Origin of the sequence: Nocardioides bruguierae, assembly GCF_023554635.1 — a bacterium.
GTDB lineage: Bacteria > Actinomycetota > Actinomycetes > Propionibacteriales > Nocardioidaceae > Nocardioides > Nocardioides bruguierae.
The window spans coordinates 38,007-59,821 of record NZ_JAMJPH010000020.1 but is presented as its reverse complement, the minus strand read 5'-3'; the positions used below and the strand labels follow the sequence as shown (position 1 = coordinate 59,821).

Here is a 21,815-nt window from a genome sequence, read left to right as displayed (position 1 = left end):
CGGCTCAGCGGCCGCCGATGCGCAGCAGGACCGCGTACCGCTCGGGCGAGGCCCCGACGGCACGGGCGAGCCGGGACAGCGACTCCAGCACCAGGTCGGGGGCGAACTCCCGCCCGGGGACCGCGAGGGTCAGTCGGTCGTCGATGTCGAGCACGAGCACCTGACCGTGCCGCCACGCGCGATGGGCCGCGGTGCGCACGTCGTCGCCCACGACGGTGGTCGGGTACGCCTCGTCCACGGCCAGCAGGTCGCAGACGAGGCGGTCGCCGTCGCCGGGGACAGCGGGGTCCAGCCGGCCGGCGACGCGGTGCCCGGTGCGCAGGCCGGAGTCGGCGGACCACACGACGTCGGTCTCGCCGAGCCACTCGGGCAGCTCGAAGGGGTCGGCCTCGCGGATCTCGCCGGGGATCACAGCGTGGAGGCCTCGTCCGGGGAGAGACCCGCGTTGACGCTCTTGCGGCCCCGTCGCCGGTCGTTGAGGCGGGCGATGACCTCGGCGATGAGGAACAGCAGCACCATCGGCACCGCCATGAACGTCATCGTGAACGGGTCGGCCGACGGGGTCGCGATGGCGGCGAAGACGAAGACCCCGACGATGATCCAGGACCGGTACTGGCCCAGCTGCTTGCCGGACACGACACCCGCCAGGTTCAGCAGCACGACGAAGACCGGGATCTCGAAGGCGATGCCGAAGACCAGCAGCGTGCGGGTGAAGAACTGCAGGTAGTCGTTGAAGTCGACGAGGTTGGTGATGCCCTCGGGGTTCAGCCCGATGAGGATCTCCAGGCCCTTCGGCAGGGTCACGTAGCCGAGCACCAGGCCCACCGCGAACAGCGGTGCGGCGATGGCGCCGAAGACCCGCGTCCACTTGCGCTCGTGGGCGTGCAGGCCGGGCAGGATGAAGGCCCAGATCTGGTACAGCCAGACGGGGCTGGTCACCACGATCGCGGCGAACCCGCACAGCTTGAGGTACAGCATGAGTCCACCGCCGGCGCCGCTGGTGGTGGCGAGGCTGGCGCCGTCGGGGATGGTCTCCTGCGCCGAGCGGTACGGCCCGTAGACCAGGTCGTAGAGCTGGTCGAAGAAGAACAGCGCCAGGACGACGGCGAGGATGAGGGTCACCACCACCCGCAGGACGCGGGCACGCAGCTCGCGCAGGTGGTCGGAGAGCGCCATCCGACCGTCCTCGCCGATGGCGTGTGCGGGCTTGGTGGAGAAGAGCCTGAAGAGGACCTTGATCACGGAAGCGACAGGCGCGCGGCGTCAGCCGTGGTGCTTGTCGGTGCTCTCGTCGCGCACGACGCCGGTCTGCTCGGCGGTGGTCGACGGGAGCTCGGCGGACGAACGCTGGGTGGTGCCCTCGGGGGCGTCCTTCTCGTCGTCGTCCTTCAGCGCCTTGGTCTCCGACTTGAAGATCCGCAGGGCCTGACCGGTCGAGCGGGCGAGGTCGGGGAGCTTCGCAGCGCCGAAGACCAGGATCACGATGACGAGGATGACGATCCACTCGGCACCCTGCGGCATGGCGAGAAACGGGGAGATCATGGTGAGGCTCGGCCTTCTGTCGGGGCGGTTTGACGTGTTGCTGGAACCTGCGCCGAGGCCACCACGGGGCGTGGCAGCCGCGACGTCGCCATGCTAGCCCCTCGGCCCATACGCGCTCAGCGTGAGTCGCGCCGCACCGAGAAAACGCTCGTCGAGCTCGTGGGGGCGCTCGACGCGAGCGTGCGGTGCGAGCCGCAGCATGAGCCGCACCAGCCAGCGCTCGTCGGCCACGGCGAGGTCGACGAGCAGGTCGTCGCCGTCCTCCCGGACCTCCAGCACGTCGTAGTACTCCACGACCCAGCGTGCGGACGGCGCGAGGCGCAGCGTCACGGTCGTGGCGTGCTGAGCCGGCAGGACTCCGCCGGACAGGTCGCGCGGGGCCACCTGCTCGGTCTCCACGTCACGCTCGAGCACCTCGGCCGACTGCACCCGGTCGAGCCGGAACAGCCGGGGCGCCTGGGCCGAGTGGCAGTAGGCGTCCAGGTACGGGTGGTCGTCGGCGGTCACGACGCCTCGCGGGTCCACGACCCGCTCGGAGACCTCGTCACGGGAGGGCACGAAGTAGGTCAGCCGCACCTGCTTGCCCGCGCGGACGGCGGCCTCCAGCCGCGTCACCAGGTCCGAGTGGTCCGGCGCCCGGCGCTCGCTGCCGAGCTCGACCTCGGCGACGGCGCCCGCCTCGGCGGCGGCGATCTCCAGCTTGGCCAGCGCCCTGTCCACGACCGGGCGCGTCGCCTCGTCCGCGCTCTCGCGCAGGGCCCGCAGCGCCACGATGACCGCGCTGGCCTCGGTGGCCGAGAGCCGCAGCGGGCGGGCCAGGTACTCGGCGTTGGTGACCCGCACGACGCCGTCCGCGCCCTCGCCCTCGAGGGCGTCGAGGTCGACGTCGATGAGGTCGTCCGGGAAGCCGCCCGGCAGGCCGCACATCAGCAGCACCTTGAGGTCGCGCAACAGCTGCTCGGGAGGGACGCCGAGGTCGGCGGCGACCTCCTCCAGGTGCACCTCCCCGCGGGAGTGCAGGTACGGGACGAGGGCGAGCAGCCGGGCGACCTGGTCGCGGGCGCCCGCGGCGGCGGTCTGGGTCATCGGGTCCCCTCGCTGGTCGGTGCGGTGTCGTGCGGGGTCTCCCCCAGCAGGCGGGAGAGCCGGGTGACGACCTCGGTGCGCAGCGACTCCGGCTGCTCGACGACGACCGCGGCGCCGTGGCCGAGCACGTCGTCGGCCAGGCCGTGGCCGCTGTGCTCGAGGCGCAGCCGGTCCCAGCCGGTGGTGCCGTCCGGGCCGCTCACGCCCGTCGCGAGGACGGTCGCTCCCCGGCGCAGCTGGTGGCCGGCGTCCCGACGCACGAGGAGCTCGGCGGTGACGGTCTCCGGCGGCGGCGCGAGGCGGCGGATGCTCTCGCCCACGTCCGTGCCCTCGGGCACGGCGTAGGCGCCCGGGGGGCCGAAGCGCTTGGGCGCGCCCTGGACCCGGGAGAGACGGAAGATGCGCTCCTCGCCGCGGTCGGTGTCGAGGCCGACGACGTACCAGCGGCCCGCGTAGCGGCCCACGCCCCACGGCTGGAGCTTGCGGCGGGTGACCTCGGTGCGGCCGGCGCGGCGGTAGTCGAAGCGGACGGCGCAGCGGTCCTGGACGGCCTCCCAGAAGACGTCGAACCCCGGCTCGTCGGCCGAGAGCCGCGGCGAGACGAGGTCGAGCGCCTCGGTGTCGAGGTCGACGCCGAGGGCGCTCAGCTTGCGCACCGCGTCCGTGGTGACGTCGGCCAGCCGGGCGTTCTGCCACACGCGGGTGGCGAGCCCGATGACGGAGGCCTCGTCGGCGGTGAGGTCGACGGGCGGGAGGGCGAGCCGCTCCGGGCTGATCCGGTAGCCGGGCTCGTCGTCGAAGAGCGGGTCCAGCGTGCCGACCTCGATCGGGACGCCGAGGCTGCGCAGCTCCTCCTTGTCCCGGTCGAAGGTGCGCTCGAACCCGTCGTCCGGGGAGTCCGCGTAGAGCAGCTCACGGATGCGCGACTTGGGCACGTAGCGCCGCTGCACCAGCAGCATGATGAGCAGGTTGAGCAGGCGCTCGCTCTTGCGGCCGTTCGACATGGGCTCCCTCCGGTACGGGCCGCTGCGGACAGACGGCCGGGGCCGGGCTCCACCAGCGGGACGGCGGCACGCCGCCGTCCTGGGAGGGAACCCGACCCCGGAAGCCTACGAGACGACGGTCAGGAGACCGCCAGGATGTCGAGCACGAAGTACAGCGTGTCGTCGCCCTCGATGCCGGCGCTGGAGTTGCCGGAGGCGCCGTAGCCGTTCTTCGGGTTGATCTGGAGCCAGATCCGGTCGCCCACGTGGGCGCCCACGAGACCCTTGACCCAGCCGTCGATGAGGCTGCCGGAGGCGACCTGGAAGGCGGCGGGGCTGCCGGTGAAGCTGGAGTCGAAGGGCTCGTCGGCGCCGTAGACCTGGCCGATGTAGTTGGCCATGACCGTGTCGCCCTCCTCGATCTCCTCACCGTCACCCTCGACCACGGTCTCGACCTCGAGCTTGCCGGTGGGCTCGGGGACGTCGGTGAAGTCCATGGCCTCCGGGGTGCCGTCGTCGGCGAGCGTGAGACCGGGCAGCCAGTCGGAGGCGTCGGTCTCGAAGGCGTCGTCGCTCATGTCGGCCTGCGGGCCCAGGATGTCGAAGACGAGGACCAGCGGGTCGTCGTTCTCCATGTCCAGGCTGGTGGAGCTGGCGTCGCCGAAGATGTCCTCGACGGTGTCGGAGACGGCCACGCGCGTGCCGACCGTCTGACCGATCAGCGGCTCGGAGAGGGCGGCGGGGATGCCGTCGGTGGTGAGGTCGAGGACCTCGGGGCTGCCGCCGTCGTAGGTCGAGTAGACGACGTCGCCCGAGGTGCCGTTGACGATCACGTACTCGATGAACGCGGCCGGGTCCTCGTCGCCGCCGACGACGAGCCCGTCGCCCTCGGTGAGGGTCTCGTAGGACAGGCCCTCGGGGGCGAAGGAGTCGCCCAGGTCGATCTTCGGGGTCTCGCCGACGTCGCCGGTGACCTCCAGCGAGCCCAGGTCGCCGGTGTCGGCGGGCGCGGTGACGGATGCGTCGGCCGAGGTGTCGCTCGAGGCGTCCTCGGAGTCCGAGCCGCACGCGGCGAGGGCACCCATCGCGAGGACGGGGACGAGGGCCAGCCGGACGGGCCGGGTGAATCGGGACACGCGTGTTCCTCCAGGTGGCCGCATGGTGCTGCGGCCGATGGTTCGGGTCGTGCGGACCTTGAGACCTTACAGACCCGACCTGTGGGACTCACATGCCGTCGATGAGGCGCTGCACACGCTCGTCGTGGGCCCGGAACGGGTCCTTGCACAGCACCGTGCGCTGCGCCTGGTCGTTGAGCTTGAGGTGGACCCAGTCGACGGTGAAGTCGCGGCGCTTCTCCTGGGCGGTGCGGATGAACTCGCCGCGCAGCCGGGCGCGGGTGTTCTGCGGGGGCACGGACTTGGCCTCGAAGATCGCCAGGTCGTCGGTCACCCGCTCGACCTTGCCGCGCTTCTCCAGCAGGTAGTAGAGGCCGCGACCGCGGTGGATGTCGTGGTAGGCGAGGTCGAGCTGCGCGACCCGTGCGTGGCCCAGCGGGAGCCCGTGCTTGGCCCGGTAGGCCTCGATGAGCTTCCACTTGATGACCCAGTCGATCTCCCGGTCGACCAGGCCGAGGTCGTCGCTCTCGACCGCCTTGAGGGTGCGCTCCCACAGGTCCAGCGTCCGCTCGATGACCGGGGTGGAGATCTGCCGTCGGTCGACGAAGTCACGGGCCTTCGACAGGTACTCGGCCTGGATCTCCAGCGCGCTGGCCTCCCGGCCGTTGGCCAGCCGGACCTTGCGGCGGCCGGTCACGTCGTGGCTGATCTCGCGGATCGCGCGAATCGGGTTCTCGAGGGTGAGGTCACGCATGACCACGTCCTCCTCGATCATCCGCAGCACCAGGTCGGCGCTGGCGACCTTCAGCATCGTCGTCGTCTCGGACATGTTGGAGTCGCCGACGATGACGTGCAGCCGGCGGTACTTCTCGGCATCGGCGTGCGGCTCGTCGCGGGTGTTGATGATCGGGCGGCTGCGCGTGGTCGCGCTGCTCACGCCCTCCCAGATGTGCTCGGCGCGCTGGCTGACGCTGTAGCCGGCGCCACGAGGCGTCTGCGTGACCTTGCCCGCCCCCACGATGATCTGACGGGTCACCAGGAACGGGATCAGCACGTCAGCCAGCTTGCTGAACTCCCCGCTGCGGCTGACCAGGTAGTTCTCGTGGCACCCGTAGGAGTTGCCGGCCGAGTCGGTGTTGTTCTTGAACAGGTAGATCTCGCCGGCGATGCCCTCGTCGTGCAGTCGCTGCTCGGCGTCGGCGAGGAGCCCCTCGAGGACCCGCTCCCCCGCCTTGTCGTGGGTCACCAGCTCGGTGATGTCGTCGCACTCGGGCGTCGCGTACTCGGGGTGGCTGCCGACGTCCAGGTAGAGCCGGGCGCCGTTGCGGAGGAAGACGTTGCTGGAGCGGCCCCAGCTCACGACCTTGCGGAAGAGGTACCGCGCCACCTCGTCCGGGCTCAACCGACGCTGCCCCTTGAACGTGCAGGTGACGCCGTACTCGTTCTCGATGCCGAAGATGCGTCGGTCCATGACTGAACACTACGCCCGGCGGCAACGGTCGGGGGTCAGGCTGCGGGATCGGGTTTGGCCACCAACCTGCTCTTCTGACGGCCATCTCGGCCTGTTCGTGACCAATCGTCGAAGCCGCCGAGCCGCCGCCAGCGCTGGATCAGTCGTCCGTAGCCCTCCCCGTACATGGAGTTGGACACCAGCCGCTTCCATCGCGCCAGCCTGGTGGGGGCCCACGGGCGACCGAGGGCGGAGTCGATGTCGGCCAGGACGTCGGCGGGCCGGTTGAGCAGGTCGTCCAGCACGTAGCCGCGTCTTTGGTACCGCGGTTGCAGCCGGCGGTCTCGCCGCAGGTCGCTGCGGTGCTGGGCCGCGTCACGGTGGTGCTCTCCGTCGTACTCGTGGACGCAGCAGGTGCCGTCGAGCAGGAGGTCGACGCGTCCGAGGAAGGTGCCGCCTGCCCGCAGCTCGACCTGGGGCGTGACCTGCGCGCCTGCTGCCAGGTGGAGAAGGCGCAGGAGGGTCTCGCCGGGCGACTCCGCCCGGGGGTCCGACAGCAGCCAGGCCGTGCGCAGGGCGCGGACGCCGGGGCGGCCACTGCCGAGGACCAGAGCCATGGCGGCCTCGTCCACGTGCCCGAGGCGGCGGGCACTATCGATCATGATCACGAGGTCGAGCGTGCCGAAGTCCCGCGCAGCGCGCAGCAGGACCTCCTCGGGTGAGTCGACGGCATGCCGCAGCCCCGGGGAGACCGCACGGAGCCAGGTGGGGTGAGACGGCTGTGCGGCCTGCGTCCGCCGCAGACGGGAGCAGATCAGACCCGGTCTCCGGGGCCGTGGGTCCCGCTCCCCCACGGAAGCGAAGACGGGTGGCACCGCCGGCAGCTTCGGGAGGCTCCACCCCAGAAGCCGCGCCGCCGTGACTGAGGTGAAGGTAGCGCCATCGGGGAGCAGCAGCAGGACGGCGGACAGGTCGTCCCGCCACCGTTGCTCTCTGGAGCGGTGCTGGGCGTGTGGGACGTAGAGCCCGTGGGAGACGCGTCGGTGCGTCGCGAGTGAACGCTGCCCTCGGACTGGGCCGGATTCGGTGGATGGCATGCCCTCAGGATCACGCGGTCACATGGCACCTGGTCCGGGTCAGCTCGGGGCTGTGGAAAGGCCCGTCGGGGTCGCGGGCTGTGAACCGTCAGCGGTGCGGGTACGACCTGCCCCAGAAGCACGTTTGGTCACCAACCCGAGATCCAGAGGGCTCCTGGAGCGGGTTGGTGACCAAACCCTGGCCGTGTCAGGCGATCGGCGGCGCGATCGGAGGCTCGGGGGGACCGTCCTCGGTGCTCGGCTCAGGCGCCGTCGGGACGGCGTCGGTCGGCCCGAGCAGCGCCTCGAGCCGAGCCGGGCTGAGCCGGGAGAACTTGCGGGGCTGGAGGCGCGTACGGTCCAGCACCGCGACCTCGAGGGACGTCGCGGAGATCGACCGGTCCTCAGACTCGGAGTGGCCGAGGGCGCTGACGGCGAGCCGGAGGGCGTCCTCGAGCGAGGAGCCGGCCGAGTACCGCTCCTGGAGGTAGCCGCCCACCACGTCCGAGGCGCCGCCCATCACGGCGTAGCCGTGCTCGTCGGCGACCTGACCGTCGTAGGTGAGCCGGTAGATCTGGTCGTCGGCGGCGGTGTCGCCGATCTCGGCGACGAAGATCTCCACCTCGTACGGCTTCTCACCACCGCTGGAGAAGATCGTCCCGAGCGTCTGGGCGTAGGCGTTGGCCAGGCCGCGACCGGTCACGTCGCGCCGGTCGTAGGCGTAGCCCCGCATGTCGGCGAGCCGCACCCCGGCGATCCGCAGGTTCTCGAACTCGTTGTAGCGACCCACGGCGGCGAACGCGATCCGGTCGTAGATCTCCGAGATCTTGTGCAGCGCCTGCGAAGGGTTCTCGGTGGCGAAGAGGACGCCGTCGGCGTACTGGACGGCCACCACCGACCGGCCACGGCCGATGCCCTTGCGGGCGAAGTCCGCGCGGTCCTTCATCAGCTGTTCGGGCGAGACGTAGAACGGTGTGCTCATGACTGGGCCCCCTCCCCGGAGCCGGGCAGGTCGAGCGGAGCGATCGGCCCGTCGGGTCGGCCCATGCGGGCGGCGATCACCCGGTCGGCGACGTCGGCGACCACGCCGGCGTCCACCCGGCGACCGCCCTCGGCGGTGACGACGTGCACGATCGGGAAGATCCGGCGGCCCACGTCGGGTCCACCGGTGGCGGAGTCGTCGTCGGCGGCGTCGTAGAGCGCCTGGACGGCGGCGGTGATCGCGCCCTCGACGGAGAGGTCGGCGCGGTACAGCTTCTTCAGCGCACCGCGGGCGAAAAGCGAGCCGGAGCCCACGGCGTGGAAGCCGGTCTCCTCGTACCGGCCGCCGGTCACGTCGAAGGAGAAGATGCGGCCCGAGCTCGTGGCCATGTCGAAGCCGACGAACAGAGGGACGACGGCCAGGCCCTGCATCGCCATGCCGAGGTTCGCGCGGATGATGCCGGCGAGACGGTTCGCCTTGCCGTCGAAGGAGAGCGTGGTGCCCTCGATCTTCTCGTAGTGCTCCAGCTCGGTCTGGAAGAGCCGGATCATCTCCACGGCGAGGCCGGCCGTGCCGGCGATGCCGGCGGCGGAGTACTCGTCGGTCGGGAACACCTTCTCGATGTCCCGCGAGGCGATGAGGTTGCCCATCGTGGCGCGGCGGTCACCGGCGATCAGCACGCCGCCGGGGAACGTCAGGGCGACGATGGTGGTGCCGTGCGGCGCGATGTCCCCGGCCTGGCCGGGCGGCAGGTTGCGGGCGCCCGGGAGCAGGTCCGGGGCCTGGGCGGAGAGGAAGTCTGCGAAGGACGCACTGCCGGGCTGCAGGTAGGCGGCGGGCAGGCGAGGGTCGTCCGGGATCACTGGCCGCCCTTCTGGATGAACGACTTCACGAACTCCTCGGCGTTCGTCTCCAGTACGTCGTCGATCTCGTCGAGCAGGTCGTCGACCTCGTTGTCGAGGGCTTCCTTCCGCTCGGCGGCATCGGTCTCCGTGACCGTCTCCTCGGTCTCCTCGACCTCGGAGCCCTTACGCGGCTGCTTGTGCTCCTGTGACATGCACCGACCCTATCCCTCGGCGGGGACTTTCAGGAGGGACCGCGCGGATCATCCGGACTGGCGCGTCACACGGCTCTGTCGTGGCTCGTGGCCGGGCGGGCTTCGACGTCGGCACCCTCGGGTTTGGTCACCAACCCGCGCTCAACCGGCCCGGAACCTCGGGTTGGTGACCAAACGTGAGCCGTGGGGAGCAGGGCCCTGCGATCAGGCCCCGGTGAGCTCGGTGAAGAGCTGCTCGGCGGTGCGGCATCGGTCCAGGAGCGCACCGACGTGCCGCTGGGTGCCGCGGAGGGGGTCGAGGGTGGGGATGCGCTGGAGCGACTCGCGGCCCTCGAGGTCGAGGATGACCGAGTCCCAGGACGCCGCGGCGACCGAGGAGGGGTAGCGCTCCAGGCACTGGCCGCGGAAGTACGCCCGGGTGTCGGTGGGCGGCTCGTGCATCGCCGACTCCACCGCCGCGTCGTCGAGCAGCCGCTCGATGCGGCCCGCCTTCACGAGCTTCTGGTACAGGCTCTTCTCGGGGCGGATGTCGGAGTACTGGTAGTCGATGAGCTGCAGCTTGGGGTCGTCCCACTCCAGGCCGTCACGCTGCCGGTACTGCTCGAGCAGCTTCAGCTTGGCCACCCAGTCCAGCTCGCCGGCCAGGGACATCGGGTCCCGCTCCAGTCGGTCGAGGACCGACTCCCAGCGGGCCAGGACGTCGAGGGTCTGGGGGTCGGCGGAGTCGCCGAGACGAGTCTCGACGTACTTGCGGGCGAGCTCGAGGTACTCCATCTGCAGCTGGACGGCGGTCAGGGTCCGGCCGTCGCGCAGCGTGACCAGGTGCTGCAGCGACGGGTCGTGGGAGACCGACCGCAGGGCGGCGACGGGCTGGTCGACGGTCAGGTCGCGGTCGATGAACCGGTCCTCGATCATCGACAGCACGAGCGCTGTCGTCCCGACCTTGAGGTAGGTGGAGATCTCGGCGAGGTTCGCGTCACCGATGATGACGTGCAGCCGTCGGTAGACGTCGGGGTCGGCGTGCGGCTCGTCGCGGGTGTTGATGATGGGGCGCTTGAGGGTGGTCTCCAGACCCACCTCGACCTCGAAGAAGTCGGCGCGCTGGCTGATCTGGAAACCGTGCTCGCGGTTCTCCTGCCCGATCCCGACCCGCCCGGCGCCGCAGACGACCTGTCGGCTCACGAAGAACGGGATGAGGTGCTTGATGATGTCCGCGAACGGGGTCTTGCGGCGCATCAGGTAGTTCTCGTGGGCGCCGTAGGAGGAGCCCTTGCCGTCCGTGTTGTTCTTGTACAGGACGATCGGCGCCCCGCCCGGCAGCAGAGCGGCGCGACGCGCGGCGTCGAGCATGACCTGCTCCCCCGCCTTGTCCCAGCGGACGATGTCCAGCGGCGTCGTCACCTCCGGCGTCGAGAACTCCGGGTGCGCGTGGTCGACGTAGAGCCGGGCGCCGTTGGTGAGGATGATGTTGGCCAGGCCCAAGTCCTCGTCGGTCAGCTGGGAGGCATCGGCCTTCTCCCGGCTCATGTCGAACCCGCGCGCGTCCCGGAGCGGTGACTCCTCCTCGAAGTCCCACCGCGCTCGCCTGGCCTTGAGGGTCGCGGAGGCGTAGGCGTTGACCACCTGGGACGACGCCACCATCGGGTTCGCCTTCGGGTTGCCGGTGACGGCGATGCCGTACTCGACCTCGGTACCCATCACTCGTCGCACGCTCATGGGACCGAGACTACGCACGTCACGGTCACCCCGGGGCCCGACGAGCCGCGCTCGCGGTGATCGGTCGGGCGGACGCGGCGGGGCGGCCGCGTCGTGGGACGTGCCGGTCGGGAAGGCCGCGGGGACTCGCCGCGTTGCAGTCCGTCGTGAGCCACGACCGCCCCGCCTCGTCCGCCCCTGTCACCGAGGATGGCAGCCCCGACGACGTCAGGGACGCTCCCGGGACCCGCCGCGTGCTCGCGGCGGCCGCCGACCTGGGGCTGGAGGTGGAGGTGACCCGCCACGGTCGCGTGTCGTCGCTGGCCGAGGCCGCGGCGGCGCGTGGGGTGAGCCCGGACCGGCTGGTGAAGACGCTGGTGATCAGGCTCGCCGAGGACGACCACCGGTTCGTTCTCGTGCCGGGAGACCGCCAGATCGCCTGGCCCCGACTGCGAGCCGCCCTGGGGGTGAACCGCGCCGCGATGCCGCCGGCGGACGAGGCCCTGGCCGTGACCGGGTTCGAGCGGGGGACGATCACCCCGCTGGGCAGTACGACTCCGCTGCCGGTGGTGGCCGACGAGCGCGTCACCGGGCGGATCTCGCTGGGTGGTGGGGCGCACGGAGTCGGGATCACGCTGGAGGCGGGCCCGTTGCTGGCTGCTCTCGGTGCCCTCGTCGGGGACGTGACCGAGCCGCTGTGTGACGGTGACCGACCCCCCAGGACGTCACGTTTGGTCACCAACCCGGTGCCTGGGGCCGCAGAGGACGTGGTTGGTGACCAAACCTGACCTGGCGTCCGCTCACGCACGGCGGCCCCGAGCAGATGCTCGGGGCCGCGGTGGGTGTGTCTGGGGGCCAGTCGTCAGAGGTACTGCCCCGTGTTGGAGACCGACTCGATCGAGCGGCCGGGCTCGGTGCCCTGCTTGCCGGTGATGAGCGTGCGGATGAAGACGATCCGCTCGCCCTTCTTGCCGGAGATCCGAGCCCAGTCGTCCGGGTTCGTGGTGTTCGGCAGGTCCTCGTTCTCCTTGAACTCGTCCACGCAGGCCTGGAGCAGGTGCTGCACCCGCAGGCCCTTCTGCGCGTCGTCGAGACCGGAGTCGAGGAAGGACTTGATCGCCATCTTCTTGGCCCGGTCGACGATGTTCTGGAGCATCGCGCCCGAGTTGAAGTCCTTGAAGTAGAGGACCTCCTTGTCGCCGTTGGCGTAGGTGACCTCGAGGAAGCGGTTCTCGTCAAACTCGGTGTACATCCGCTCGACGGTGGCCCGGATCATCCCGTCCACGGTGGCCTGCTTGTCGCCACCGAACTCGGCGACGTCCTCCGGGTGCAGCGGCAGGTTGGAGGTCAGGTACTTCGAGAAGATGTCGCGGGCTGCCTCGGCGTCCGGTCGCTCGATCTTGATCTTCACGTCCAGACGGCCGGGACGCAGGATCGCCGGGTCGATCATGTCCTCGCGGTTCGAGGCGCCGATGACCAGGACGTTCTCGAGCAGCTCGACGCCGTCGATCTCGCTCAGCAGCTGCGGGACGATCGTGTTCTCCACGTCCGAGGAGACACCAGTGCCACGGGTGCGGAACAGTGAGTCCATCTCGTCGAAGAAGACGATGACGGGCGTGCCCGCCGACGCCTTCTCCCGCGCACGCTGGAAGACGAGGCGGATGTGCCGCTCCGTCTCGCCGACGTACTTGTTGAGCAGCTCGGGGCCCTTGATGTTCAGGAAGTAGGACTTGCCGGACGCGCCGGTCTTGGCGGCGACCTTCTTGGCCAGCGAGTTCGCAACCGCCTTCGCGATCAGCGTCTTGCCGCAGCCCGGAGGTCCGTACAGCAGGATGCCCTTGGGCGGCTTGAGCTCGTGCTCCTTGAACAGGTCCGGGTGCAGGTACGGCAGCTCGACCGCGTCCTGGATCTGCTCGATCTGGTTGCCGAGGCCACCGATCGACTCGTAGGCGATGTCGGGGACCTCCTCGAGGACGAGCTCCTCGACCTCCGACTTCGGGACCTTCTCGTAGGCCCAGCCGGAGCGGGTGTCGACCAGGAGGGAGTCACCGGCCCGGATCGCGTCCTCGAGCAGCGGCTGCGCCAGCATCACGACACGCTCGTCGTCGGCGTTGGCGATGACCAGCGCACGCTTGCCGTCCGCCAGCACCTCCTTGACCATGACGACCTCGCCGACGTCCTCGAACTCCAGCGCCGCCACCACGTTCATGGCCTCGTTGAGGAGGACCTCCTGGCCACGGCGCAGCTCGGTGGTGTCGACCGCCGGGCTGACGTTGACGCGCATCTTGCGGCCGGAGGTGAACACGTCCACCGACTCGTCCTCGTTGGCGGAGAGGAACACGCCGAACCCGGCCGGGGGCTGGGCGAGACGGTCCACCTCCTCCTTGAGCTTCGTGATCTGGTCACGCGCGTCGCGCAGGGTCTGGGCGAGCTTCTCGTTCTGCCCGGTCACCGACGACAGCTGACGCTGGGTGTCGGTGAGCCGCGCCTCGAGGCTGCGGCTGCCGGCGGGGGCCTCGGCGAGTCGACGCCGCAGGTCGCTCACCTCGGACTCCAGGAACCGGACCTGCGTCGCCAGCTGCTCCGCACTTCCGGGGCCACGCTCGGTCGGGGTGTCGGCGTGGTTGTTCTCGTTGGGCTCGGATGTCGTCATCAGCGCACCTCCTGTGGCTTCGACCCTACCCCCGGGACGACCCCGTGCGACCCCCTCTGCAACGCCGAGCGGTCACGATTTCGGCGCTTTGCCGTGACCATGCGGTGGGTCAGACAGGCCGGTCCGGACGAGCGGCCGGTGGCGACATCGCCTCACGTTTGGTCACCAACCCGGTGCTGGACGCCGTTCGACACCGGGTTGGTGACCAAACCCGATGCTCCGGGCGAGCGGCTGCGCGAGCCGCAGTCAGCTCTCGTCCGCGTCCGCGAGCACCTGCTCGAGGGTGGGGACGTCGGCGGGCCGCGGACCGCGGTAGTCCGGGCCGTAGGCGCCGGGAGCGGGACGGCGGGTGCGGCGCGGCGGCTTCTGTCCCGGTGCCATGCGACGCGCGGTGACCAGGAAGGCGGTGTGCCCGACCATCTTGTGGCCGGGGCGCACGGCCAGGCCCTCGGTGTGCCAGTCGCGCACGAGGGACTCCCAGCCGTGGGGCTCGGTGAAGCCGCCGTGGGTGCGCACCGTCTCGACGAACCGCGACATCTGGGTGGTCGTGGCGATGTAGGCGCACACGATGCCGCCGGGCACGAGCGCGTCCGCCACCGCGTCCACGCACTCCCACGGGGCGAGCATGTCGAGGATGACGCGGTCCGCGGGCTCGCCGTCGGCCGGGAGCCGCTCGGCCAGGTCGCCGAGGCGCAGGCTCCACGAGGGGTGCTCGGCGCCCTCGGGCACCGAGAAGAACTGGTGGACGTTGCGGCGGGCGACGTCCGCGAACTCCTCGCGCCGCTCGTAGGAGGTGACCGTGCCGTAGGGGCCGACCGCACGCAGCAGCGAGCAGGTCAGCGCGCCCGAGCCGACGCCGGCCTCCACCACGCGGGCGCCCGGGTAGATGTCGGCCTGCGCGACGATCTGGGCCGCGTCCTTGGGGTAGACGACCGCGGCGCCGCGCGGCATCGACACGACGAACTCGCTGAGCAGGGGGCGGAAGACCAGGTACTCACCGCCGGCGGAGGAGGCGATGGTGAAGCCCTCCTCGCGACCGATCAGGTCGTCGTGGTCGAGGTGGCCCTTGTTCGAGAAGAAGCGCTTGCCCGCCACGAGGGCGAAGTTGTGCTTGCGGCCCTTGTTGTCGATCAGGCGCACCCACTCGCCCTCGCGCAGCGGGCCGCGGTGCACGCCGGACATCGCCTCGGCGGGCACGTCGACGGTCGGGTCGGACGGGGCGGCGGACTCCTCAGGCACGGGCGAACCCTACGGCCGCAGCGCGCCGGACGACGATTCAGCCGTGTGGTCGCCCGATCAGCCCAAGGCCTCGCGGAACGCCGCGTCGAGGTCGGTGGTGACCAGGACGCCGTGCACGCCGCCGTCCTGCTCGACCAGGAGGTACTCCCCCGGGCCGGTGGCGGTGACGGCCTCGACGAGCGCCTCGCCGGCGAGGTCCGCCGCGAGCACCCGCGGGCCGTCGAGGGTCCGGGCGACGGTGCTGACCGCCATCCACGGCCAGCGCTCCTCGGGGGTGGCGAGCAGCGCGGGCTCGTGGACGAGTCCCGCGGGCGAGCCGTCCGGGGTGGTGGTGAGGATCGCTCCCGCCTGCGCCTCCCGCGCCCGGCGCACGGCCTCGGCCAGCGGCAGGTCGGCGGGCACCGCGATGGTGCGTCGTGCGAGCGCGCGTGCGTGCAGCGCCGGGAGGCGACGCCGGATCTTGGCCGACGCGATCGCCTGGCTGCCCCCCTGCCACAGGAACGCGGCGACGAAGGCGAAGAGGAGGACGTCGACGACGGACGGGGCGGCGCCGGTGCGCAGGGTCCCGAGCCAGGGGTAGGCGATCGCGGCCACGGCGGCCACGCGACCGCCCCAGCCGGCGACGATCGACCCACGGTGCCGGTCGCCGGAGAAGCGCCACACGACCGCGCGCAGCACCCGGCCGCCGTCCAGGGGGAAGGCGGGGACGAGGTTGAGGACTCCCACCACGAGGTTGGCGCCGGCCAGACCCTCCAGCGCCAGCCGCGGCAGGCCCTCGGGAGTCACCTGGACGAGGCCCAGCGCCAGGCCGCCGACGGCCAGCGAGGTGAGGGGGCCGACGACGGCGACGAGCAGCTCCTCGCGCGAGCTGCGCGACTCCTCCTCGATCTGGGTCATGCCGCCGAGGAAGTGCAGCGTGATGTCGCCGACCGGCAGCCCGAGGCGTCGCGCCATCAGCGCGTGCGAGATCTCGTGGAGCAGCACCGAGCCGTAGAGCAGCACCGCGAAGGCGAAGCCCGCGACGTAGGCGAGAGCGCCCAGGCCGGGCCGCACCTGGTCCACGACGGGCGCCATGAGCACGGCGATGAGGCCCGCGATCAGGAACCACGAGCCGGAGACGAGCACGTCGCTGCCGGCGATCGTGCCGATGCGGATCGTGCCCGGGGGGCGGGTGCGCGGGGAGCTCACAGCGCAGACGCTACCGAGCAGGCCGTAGCCGGTGTGGCCCGGCCCGGGCTCCCGTCGTCTGTCGGTGACCTCCCCTACGGTGAGCACCATGACGCCTCCCACCTCGCTGCACGAGCCGGTCCGACCCGTCGGGGTCGCGCCGGTCTCCCCCGCGGAGGCCCACTCGACGCTCGTGGACGGCGTGGACGTGGTGGGGGCGCTCTCGCCCAGCCGCGCGTCGGACTTCCTCACGTGCCCCCTGCTCTACCGGTTCCGCAGCATCGACCGGCTGCCGGAGCCGTCCTCCCCGGCGCAGGTGCGTGGCACGGTCGTGCACAAGGTGCTGGAGACGCTCTTCGACCTCCCCGCCCTCGAGCGGACGCCGGAGCGGGCCGAGGCGCTGCTCGCCCCGGCCTGGGAGCAGCTGTGCGAGGGCGACCCGGGTCTCGCCGAGGTCCTCGAGGCGGACGGCGGCCAGGACGCCGTGTCGTGGTTGGCCGGCTGCCGCCAGTACCTGCGTCGGTGGTTCGACCTGGAGGACCCGACGCGCCTCGAGCCGGCCGAGCGCGAGAGCTACGTGGAGGCGGTGCTCGACTCGCGGCTGCTGCTGCGTGGGTTCATCGACCGGCTCGACGTCGCGCCCGACGGACGCATCCGGGTCGTCGACTACAAGACGGGACGCTCCCCCGGCCCCGGTTTCGAGGCCAAGGCCATGTTCCAGATGCGGTTCTACGCGCTGGTCCTGTGGCGGGCCCGCGGCGTGATGCCGACCCTGCTGCAGCTGGTCTACCTCGGCAACGGGGAGATCGTCCGCTACGAGCCCGACGAGGACGACCTGCTCGCCACCGAGCGCAAGGTGACGGCGATCTGGCGGGCCATCGCGTCGGCCACCGAGTCCGGCCAGTGGCAGGCGAAGAAGTCGAAGCTGTGCGGGTGGTGCTCGCACCAGGCGCTGTGCCCCGAGTTCGGTGGCACTCCCCCGCTGCTGCCCACCCCGGTGGTTCCCAGCGTCGACGAGGACGCCGACGCCCTCGACTGAGTCGGTTCGGGCGCCGAGGCCTCAGCAGGCGCAGCGACCCTCGGCGACGAGCGCAGGGAGGTCGGCGACGCCGATGCCGTCGAGACTGTCGCGCTTGACCCGCCGCTCACCGTCCGGCACCGGGACGTGGTGCTCGACGACGAGGACGGTGCAGCCGGCCGCCACGGCCGAGCGGGCCCCGGTTCCGGAGTCCTCGACCGCGAGGCAGTCCTCGGGAGCGACGCCGAGCTGCTCGGCCGCCACCAGGTACGGCTCGGGGTGCGGCTTGCCGTGGGTCACCCGGTCACCGGTCACCACGGCCGCGAAGGTCCCTGCCGGGAGGTGGGCCAGGATCGGGTCGACGAAGCGCTGGTAGGACATCGTGACCAGCGCGCACGGCACCTCGTCCTCGCCGAGCGCGGTCAGCAGCTCACGGGCGCCGGGGCGCCACGGCACCGACTCCTGGACGCGGGCCACGACCCCGTCGAGCAGCTCCTCGACGATCTCGGCCGGGCTCTGCTGCAGACCCATCTGCTCCTTGATGGCCGCCCCTGAGACCAGCAGCTCGTTGCCGACCAGTCCGAGCGCCTGCTCGTGGCTCCACGTCGAGCCGTACTTCTCGGCCATCGCGAACTCCGTCGCGATCCAGTACGGCTCGGTGTCGACGAGGGTGCCGTCCATGTCCCACAGGACGGCGGTCGGCATCGTCTCGCGGCCTGCCTCGGGGGATGCTGCCTGGGTCACGGCCTCAGTCTTCCCCATCCACCGCGCCTGCGGCGGATCGGGCGCGGTGACGGCCGGCACTGGTGGTGGTCGGTCGCCGGGAGCGCACCGTTTGGTCACCAACCCGGTCCGAACGGGTTCGGGTCCCGGGCCGGCGCCGTCGGTCGAGGCGGCACGGTTTGGTCACCAACCCGGTGCTCGGGGCCTCCGGAGACCGGGTTGGTGACCAAACGTGAGGTCAGGAGGCTCAGTCCTCCGGGTCGTAGCCCAGGTTCGGGGAGAGCCACTTCTCGGCGGTGGCGACGTCCCAGCCCTTGCGCTCGGCGTAGTCGGCGATCTGGTCCCGACCGAGACGACCGACGACGAAGTACTGCGACTCGGGGTGGGAGTAGTAGACGCCGGAGACCGACGCGCCGGGCCACATGGCCATCGACTCGGTCAGCGTGATGCCGGTGGAGGCCTCGACGTCGAGCAGCTCCCAGATGGTCTGCTTCTCGGTGTGGTCGGGGCAGGCCGGGTAGCCGGGGGCCGGGCGGATGCCGCGGTACTTCTCCGCGATGAGCGCCTCGTTGTCGAGGGACTCCTCGGCGTCGGAGGCCCAGAACTCGGTCCGCACCCGCTGGTGCAGCCGCTCCGCGAACGCCTCGGCCAGCCGGTCGGCGAGCGCCTCGAGCACGATCGCGTTGTAGTCGTCCAGGTCGTCCTTGAACTGCTGGACCCGCTCGGGCAGCCCGATGCCGGCGGTCACCGCGAACGCACCGACGTGGTCGGCCAGCCCTGTGGAGACGGGCGCGACGAAGTCGGAGAGCGCCCGGTGCGGGATGCCTGCCCGGTGCTCGCCCTGCTGCCGCAGCTGGTGCAGCACCGCCTTCGTCGAGGAGCGGGTCTCGTCGTCGTAGACGACCACGTCGTCGCCGTCCGAGGCCGCGGGGAAGAGGCCGTAGACGCCGTGGGCGGTCACCCACTTCTCCTCGACGATCCGGTCCAGCATCGCCTGGGCATCGTCGTAGAGCTTGCGCGCGGTCTCGCCGTGGCTGGGCGAGTTGAGGATGTCGGGGAACTTGCCCTTCATCTCCCAGGCGTTGAAGAACGGCTGCCAGTCGATGTACTCGCGCAGCTCGCTGATCGGGTAGTCGGCCAGCACGTGCACGCCGGGCGTGGCGGGCACGGGCGGGACGTAGCCGGTCCAGTCGATCGGGGTCGCCTGGGCGCGCGCGTCGTCGATGCCGATGAGCTTGCGCTCGGACTTGCCGGCGTGCCGCTCGCGCAGCCCGTCGTAGTCGGCCTTGGTGTCGGCCATCAGCTTCACCCGACGCTCCGGGTTCAGCAGCTGGGAGACCACCGGCACCGACCGCGAGGCGTCCTTCACCCAGATGACCGGGCCCTCGTAGCGCGGGTCGACCTTCACGGCCGTGTGGGCACGGGACGTGGTGGCGCCGCCGATCATCAGCGGCAGGTCCATCCCCAAGCGCTGCATCTCGGCCGCGAAGGAGACCATTTCGTCCAGCGACGGGGTGATGAGCCCGGAGAGACCGATCACGTCCGCGTCGTGCTCCTTGGCCGCGTCCAGGATCTTCTGCGCCGGCACCATGACGCCGAGGTCGATGACCTCGAAGTTGTTGCAGGCCAGGACGACGCCGACGATGTTCTTGCCGATGTCGTGCACGTCGCCCTTGACCGTCGCCATGATCACGGTGCCGTTGGAGCCCTTGGCCGAGGCGAGCGCGGGGTTGGTCCGCTTCTCCTCCTCGATGAACGGGATGAGGTAGGCGACGGCCTTCTTCATCACGCGCGCGGACTTCACGACCTGCGGCAGGAACATCTTGCCGGAGCCGAACAGGTCGCCGACGACGTCCATGCCGTCCATGAGCGGGCCCTCGATGACCTCGATCGGGCGACCGCCGCGGCCCTCGATCTCGGCGCGCAGCTCCTCGGTGTCGGCCTCGACGTGCGCGTCGATGCCCTTCACCAGGGCGTGGGTGATCCGCTCGGCGGCGGGCAGCGAGCGCCACTCCTCGGTCTTGGCCTCGGTCTCGGCGGCGGTGCCGCGGAACCGCTCGGCGATCTCCAGCAGTCGCTCGGTGGCGTCGGTGCCGTCGGGGGTGGGTCGGTTGAGGACGACGTCCTCGATGGCGTCGCGCAGCTCGGGGTCGACCTGGTCGTAGACGACGAGGGCGCCGGCGTTGACGATGCCCATCGTGAGCCCTGCCCTGATGGCGTGGAACAGGAAGACGGCGTGGATCGCCTCGCGCACGACGTTGTTGCCGCGGAAGGAGAACGACACGTTCGAGATGCCGCCGGAGATCTTGGCCCCGGGCAGGTTCTCGGTGATCCAGTGCGTGGCCTCGATGAAGTCGGTGCCGTAGGTGGCGTGCTCCTCGATGCCCGTGGCGACGGCGAAGACGTTGGGGTCGAAGATGATGTCCTCGGCCGGGAAGCCCTCCTCCTCGACCAGGATGCGGTAGGCGCGGGCGCAGATCTCCTGGCGACGGGCGAGGTTGTCGGCCTGGCCGTCCTCGTCGAAGGCCATGACGACGGCCGCGGCACCGTAGGCCTTGCAGAGCCGGGCGTGCTCCCGGAAGGGCTCCTCGCCCTCCTTCAGGGAGATCGAGTTGACGATCGCCTTGCCCTGCACGCACTTCAGGCCGGCCTCGATGACCTCGAACTTGGAGGAGTCGACCATCACCGGGACGCGGGAGATGTCGGGCTCGGAGGCGACCAGCTTGAGGAAGCGGTCCATCGCCGCGACCCCGTCGATCATGCCCTCGTCCATGTTGACGTCGATGACCTGCGCGCCGTTCTCGACCTGCTGCGCCGCGACCGACAGGGCGGTGTCGTAGTCGCCGTCCTTGATCAGGTTGCGGAACTTCGCCGAGCCCGTGATGTTCGTGCGCTCGCCGACGTTCACGAACAGCGAGTCGCCGTCGATGGTGAACGGCTCCAGGCCGGAGAGGCGCATGGCGGGGGCCACCTCGGGCACGGGACGCGGCGCCACCTGCGCCACCCGCGCGGCCACCGCCGCCACGTGCTGCGGGGTCGTGCCGCAGCAGCCGCCGACGATGTTGACCAGCCCGGCGTCGGCGAACTCGCCCACGACGGCCGCCGTCTGCTCGGCGACCTCGTCGTACTCGCCGAACGCGTTCGGGAGGCCGGCGTTGGGGTAGCAGGAGACGAACGTGTCCGCGATGCGGCTCATCTCGGCGATGTAGGGCCGCATCTCGGCGGCGCCCAGGGCGCAGTTGAGGCCGATGGCCAGCGGCTTGGCGTGCCGCACCGAGTTCCAGAACGCCTCGGTGGTCTGGCCGGACAGGGTGCGCCCGCTGGCGTCCGTGATGGTGCCCGAGATGATCACCGGCCAGCGGCGTCCGGACTCGACGAACAGCTGCTCGACCGCGAAGATCGCGGCCTTGGCGTTGAGGGTGTCGAAGATCGTCTCGATGATCAGCAGGTCCGCGCCGCCGTCCACGAGCCCGCGGGCGGCCTCGAGGTAGGCGGGGACGAGGTCGTCCCAGACCACGTTGCGGGCGCCGGGGTCGTTGACGTCGGGCGAGATGGACGCCGTCCGCGTGGTCGGCCCCAGGGCGCCCGCGACGTAGCGGGGCCGCTCGGGCGTGGCGACCGTGTCGGCGGCGCGCCGGGCCAGCCGGGCGGACTCCAGGTTCAGCTCGTAGGCCAGCGCCTGGAGGCCGTAGTCGGCCAGCGAGACCGAGTTCGCGTTGAACGTGTTGGTCTCGATGACGTCCGCGCCGGCCTCGAGGTACTCGCGGTGGATGCCCTCGATGATCTGCGGCTGGGTGATGGTCAGCAGGTCGTTGTTGCCGACCAGGTCGCCGCCGGCGTAGTCGGCGAAGCGGACGCCGCGGTAGCCCGCCTCGTCCGGCCTGTCGCGCTGGATCGCGGTCCCCATGGCGCCGTCGAGGACGAGGATGCGCTCGCGCAGCATCTCGGCGAGCACCTCGTGGACGTCGGGACGCCAGTCGGTGGCGTCGACGCGGTCCATGGCCGCGACGCCCTCGACGGGTGCCTGCG

General features: G+C 71.1%; 19 protein-coding genes. 2 read left to right on the top strand and 17 right to left on the bottom strand.

Going from position 1 to position 21,815, the window contains the following annotated elements; all coding sequences use genetic code 11:
* Positions 1 to 4 precede the first annotated feature (4 nt).
* The 12 genes from M8316_RS10740 to dop form a co-directional block, all read right to left on the bottom strand.
* Positions 5 to 412, bottom strand: coding sequence for a hypothetical protein (locus M8316_RS10740; protein WP_250054459.1), 408 nt, complete (start codon positions 410 to 412; stop codon positions 5 to 7).
* Complete coding sequence (gene tatC / locus M8316_RS10735; protein WP_250054458.1) at positions 409 to 1,242, bottom strand: twin-arginine translocase subunit TatC; 834 nt, start codon at positions 1,240 to 1,242, stop codon at positions 409 to 411. The genes M8316_RS10740 and tatC overlap by 4 nt, the downstream gene beginning before the upstream one ends.
* A 21-nt stretch (positions 1,243 to 1,263) precedes the next feature.
* Positions 1,264 to 1,542: a Sec-independent protein translocase subunit TatA gene (tatA, locus tag M8316_RS10730; protein ID WP_250054457.1), complete on the bottom strand. Its 279-nt coding sequence runs from the start codon at positions 1,540 to 1,542 to the stop codon at positions 1,264 to 1,266.
* Between the two features lie 93 nt (positions 1,543 to 1,635).
* Positions 1,636 to 2,628, bottom strand: a complete 993-nt coding sequence (locus M8316_RS10725) for a helix-turn-helix transcriptional regulator (protein WP_250054456.1) — start codon at positions 2,626 to 2,628, stop codon at positions 1,636 to 1,638.
* Positions 2,625 to 3,632 carry a helix-turn-helix transcriptional regulator gene (locus tag M8316_RS10720; protein ID WP_250054455.1) on the bottom strand — a complete coding sequence of 336 codons (1,008 nt, stop codon included), beginning with the start codon at positions 3,630 to 3,632 and terminating at the stop codon, positions 2,625 to 2,627. Before M8316_RS10720 ends, M8316_RS10725 begins: the two co-directional genes overlap by 4 nt.
* Positions 3,633 to 3,751: 119 nt before the next feature.
* The gene (locus M8316_RS21090; protein WP_250054454.1) at positions 3,752 to 4,747 is read right to left on the bottom strand and encodes an FKBP-type peptidyl-prolyl cis-trans isomerase; all 996 of its coding nucleotides are present in this window, start codon (positions 4,745 to 4,747) and stop codon (positions 3,752 to 3,754) included.
* Between the two features lie 88 nt (positions 4,748 to 4,835).
* Positions 4,836 to 6,197, bottom strand: coding sequence for a Pup--protein ligase (pafA, locus tag M8316_RS10710; protein ID WP_250054453.1), 1,362 nt, complete (start codon positions 6,195 to 6,197; stop codon positions 4,836 to 4,838).
* A gap of 35 nt (positions 6,198 to 6,232) precedes the next feature.
* Complete coding sequence (locus M8316_RS10705; protein WP_250054452.1) at positions 6,233 to 6,844, bottom strand: hypothetical protein; 612 nt, start codon at positions 6,842 to 6,844, stop codon at positions 6,233 to 6,235.
* Between the two features lie 616 nt (positions 6,845 to 7,460).
* Positions 7,461 to 8,234: a proteasome subunit alpha gene (prcA, locus tag M8316_RS10700; RefSeq protein ID WP_250054450.1), complete on the bottom strand. Its 774-nt coding sequence runs from the start codon at positions 8,232 to 8,234 to the stop codon at positions 7,461 to 7,463.
* Positions 8,231 to 9,097, bottom strand: a complete 867-nt coding sequence (gene prcB / locus M8316_RS10695) for a proteasome subunit beta (protein ID WP_250054448.1) — start codon at positions 9,095 to 9,097, stop codon at positions 8,231 to 8,233. Before prcB ends, prcA begins: the two co-directional genes overlap by 4 nt.
* A complete protein-coding gene (locus M8316_RS10690) occupies positions 9,094 to 9,291 on the bottom strand; it encodes a ubiquitin-like protein Pup (RefSeq protein ID WP_250054447.1) in 198 nt (65 codons plus the stop codon). The genes prcB and M8316_RS10690 overlap by 4 nt, the downstream gene beginning before the upstream one ends.
* A 204-nt stretch (positions 9,292 to 9,495) precedes the next feature.
* Positions 9,496 to 11,007: a depupylase/deamidase Dop gene (gene dop / locus M8316_RS10685; protein ID WP_272495061.1), complete on the bottom strand. Its 1,512-nt coding sequence runs from the start codon at positions 11,005 to 11,007 to the stop codon at positions 9,496 to 9,498.
* Between the two features lie 233 nt (positions 11,008 to 11,240).
* Between dop and M8316_RS10680 the strand changes: the two genes are divergently transcribed.
* Positions 11,241 to 11,774, top strand: coding sequence for an aminoacyl-tRNA deacylase (locus M8316_RS10680; RefSeq protein ID WP_250054445.1), 534 nt, complete (start codon positions 11,241 to 11,243; stop codon positions 11,772 to 11,774).
* A 74-nt stretch (positions 11,775 to 11,848) separates the two neighbouring features.
* Here M8316_RS10680 and arc read toward each other — a convergent pair whose 3' ends face one another.
* The 3 genes from arc to M8316_RS10665 form a co-directional block, all read right to left on the bottom strand.
* Positions 11,849 to 13,639 carry a proteasome ATPase gene (gene arc, locus M8316_RS10675; RefSeq protein ID WP_250054443.1) on the bottom strand — a complete coding sequence of 597 codons (1,791 nt, stop codon included), beginning with the start codon at positions 13,637 to 13,639 and terminating at the stop codon, positions 11,849 to 11,851.
* 246 nt (positions 13,640 to 13,885) lie between these two features.
* On the bottom strand, positions 13,886 to 14,821 hold the full coding sequence (locus tag M8316_RS10670; RefSeq protein ID WP_250054772.1) for a tRNA (adenine-N1)-methyltransferase: 936 nt from the start codon (positions 14,819 to 14,821) through the stop codon (positions 13,886 to 13,888).
* A gap of 114 nt (positions 14,822 to 14,935) precedes the next feature.
* Positions 14,936 to 16,066 carry a site-2 protease family protein gene (locus M8316_RS10665; protein ID WP_250054441.1) on the bottom strand — a complete coding sequence of 377 codons (1,131 nt, stop codon included), beginning with the start codon at positions 16,064 to 16,066 and terminating at the stop codon, positions 14,936 to 14,938.
* Between the two features lie 88 nt (positions 16,067 to 16,154).
* On the opposite strand from M8316_RS10665, the gene M8316_RS10660 reads away from it, so the two are divergent.
* On the top strand, positions 16,155 to 17,084 hold the full coding sequence (locus M8316_RS10660) for a RecB family exonuclease (protein WP_250054439.1): 930 nt from the start codon (positions 16,155 to 16,157) through the stop codon (positions 17,082 to 17,084).
* A gap of 21 nt (positions 17,085 to 17,105) precedes the next feature.
* Here M8316_RS10660 and M8316_RS10655 read toward each other — a convergent pair whose 3' ends face one another.
* On the bottom strand, positions 17,106 to 17,807 hold the full coding sequence (locus tag M8316_RS10655; protein WP_250054438.1) for an HAD family hydrolase: 702 nt from the start codon (positions 17,805 to 17,807) through the stop codon (positions 17,106 to 17,108).
* A gap of 226 nt (positions 17,808 to 18,033) precedes the next feature.
* Positions 18,034 to 21,786: a methionine synthase gene (metH, locus tag M8316_RS10650; protein WP_250054771.1), complete on the bottom strand. Its 3,753-nt coding sequence runs from the start codon at positions 21,784 to 21,786 to the stop codon at positions 18,034 to 18,036.
* Positions 21,787 to 21,815 lie beyond the last annotated feature (29 nt).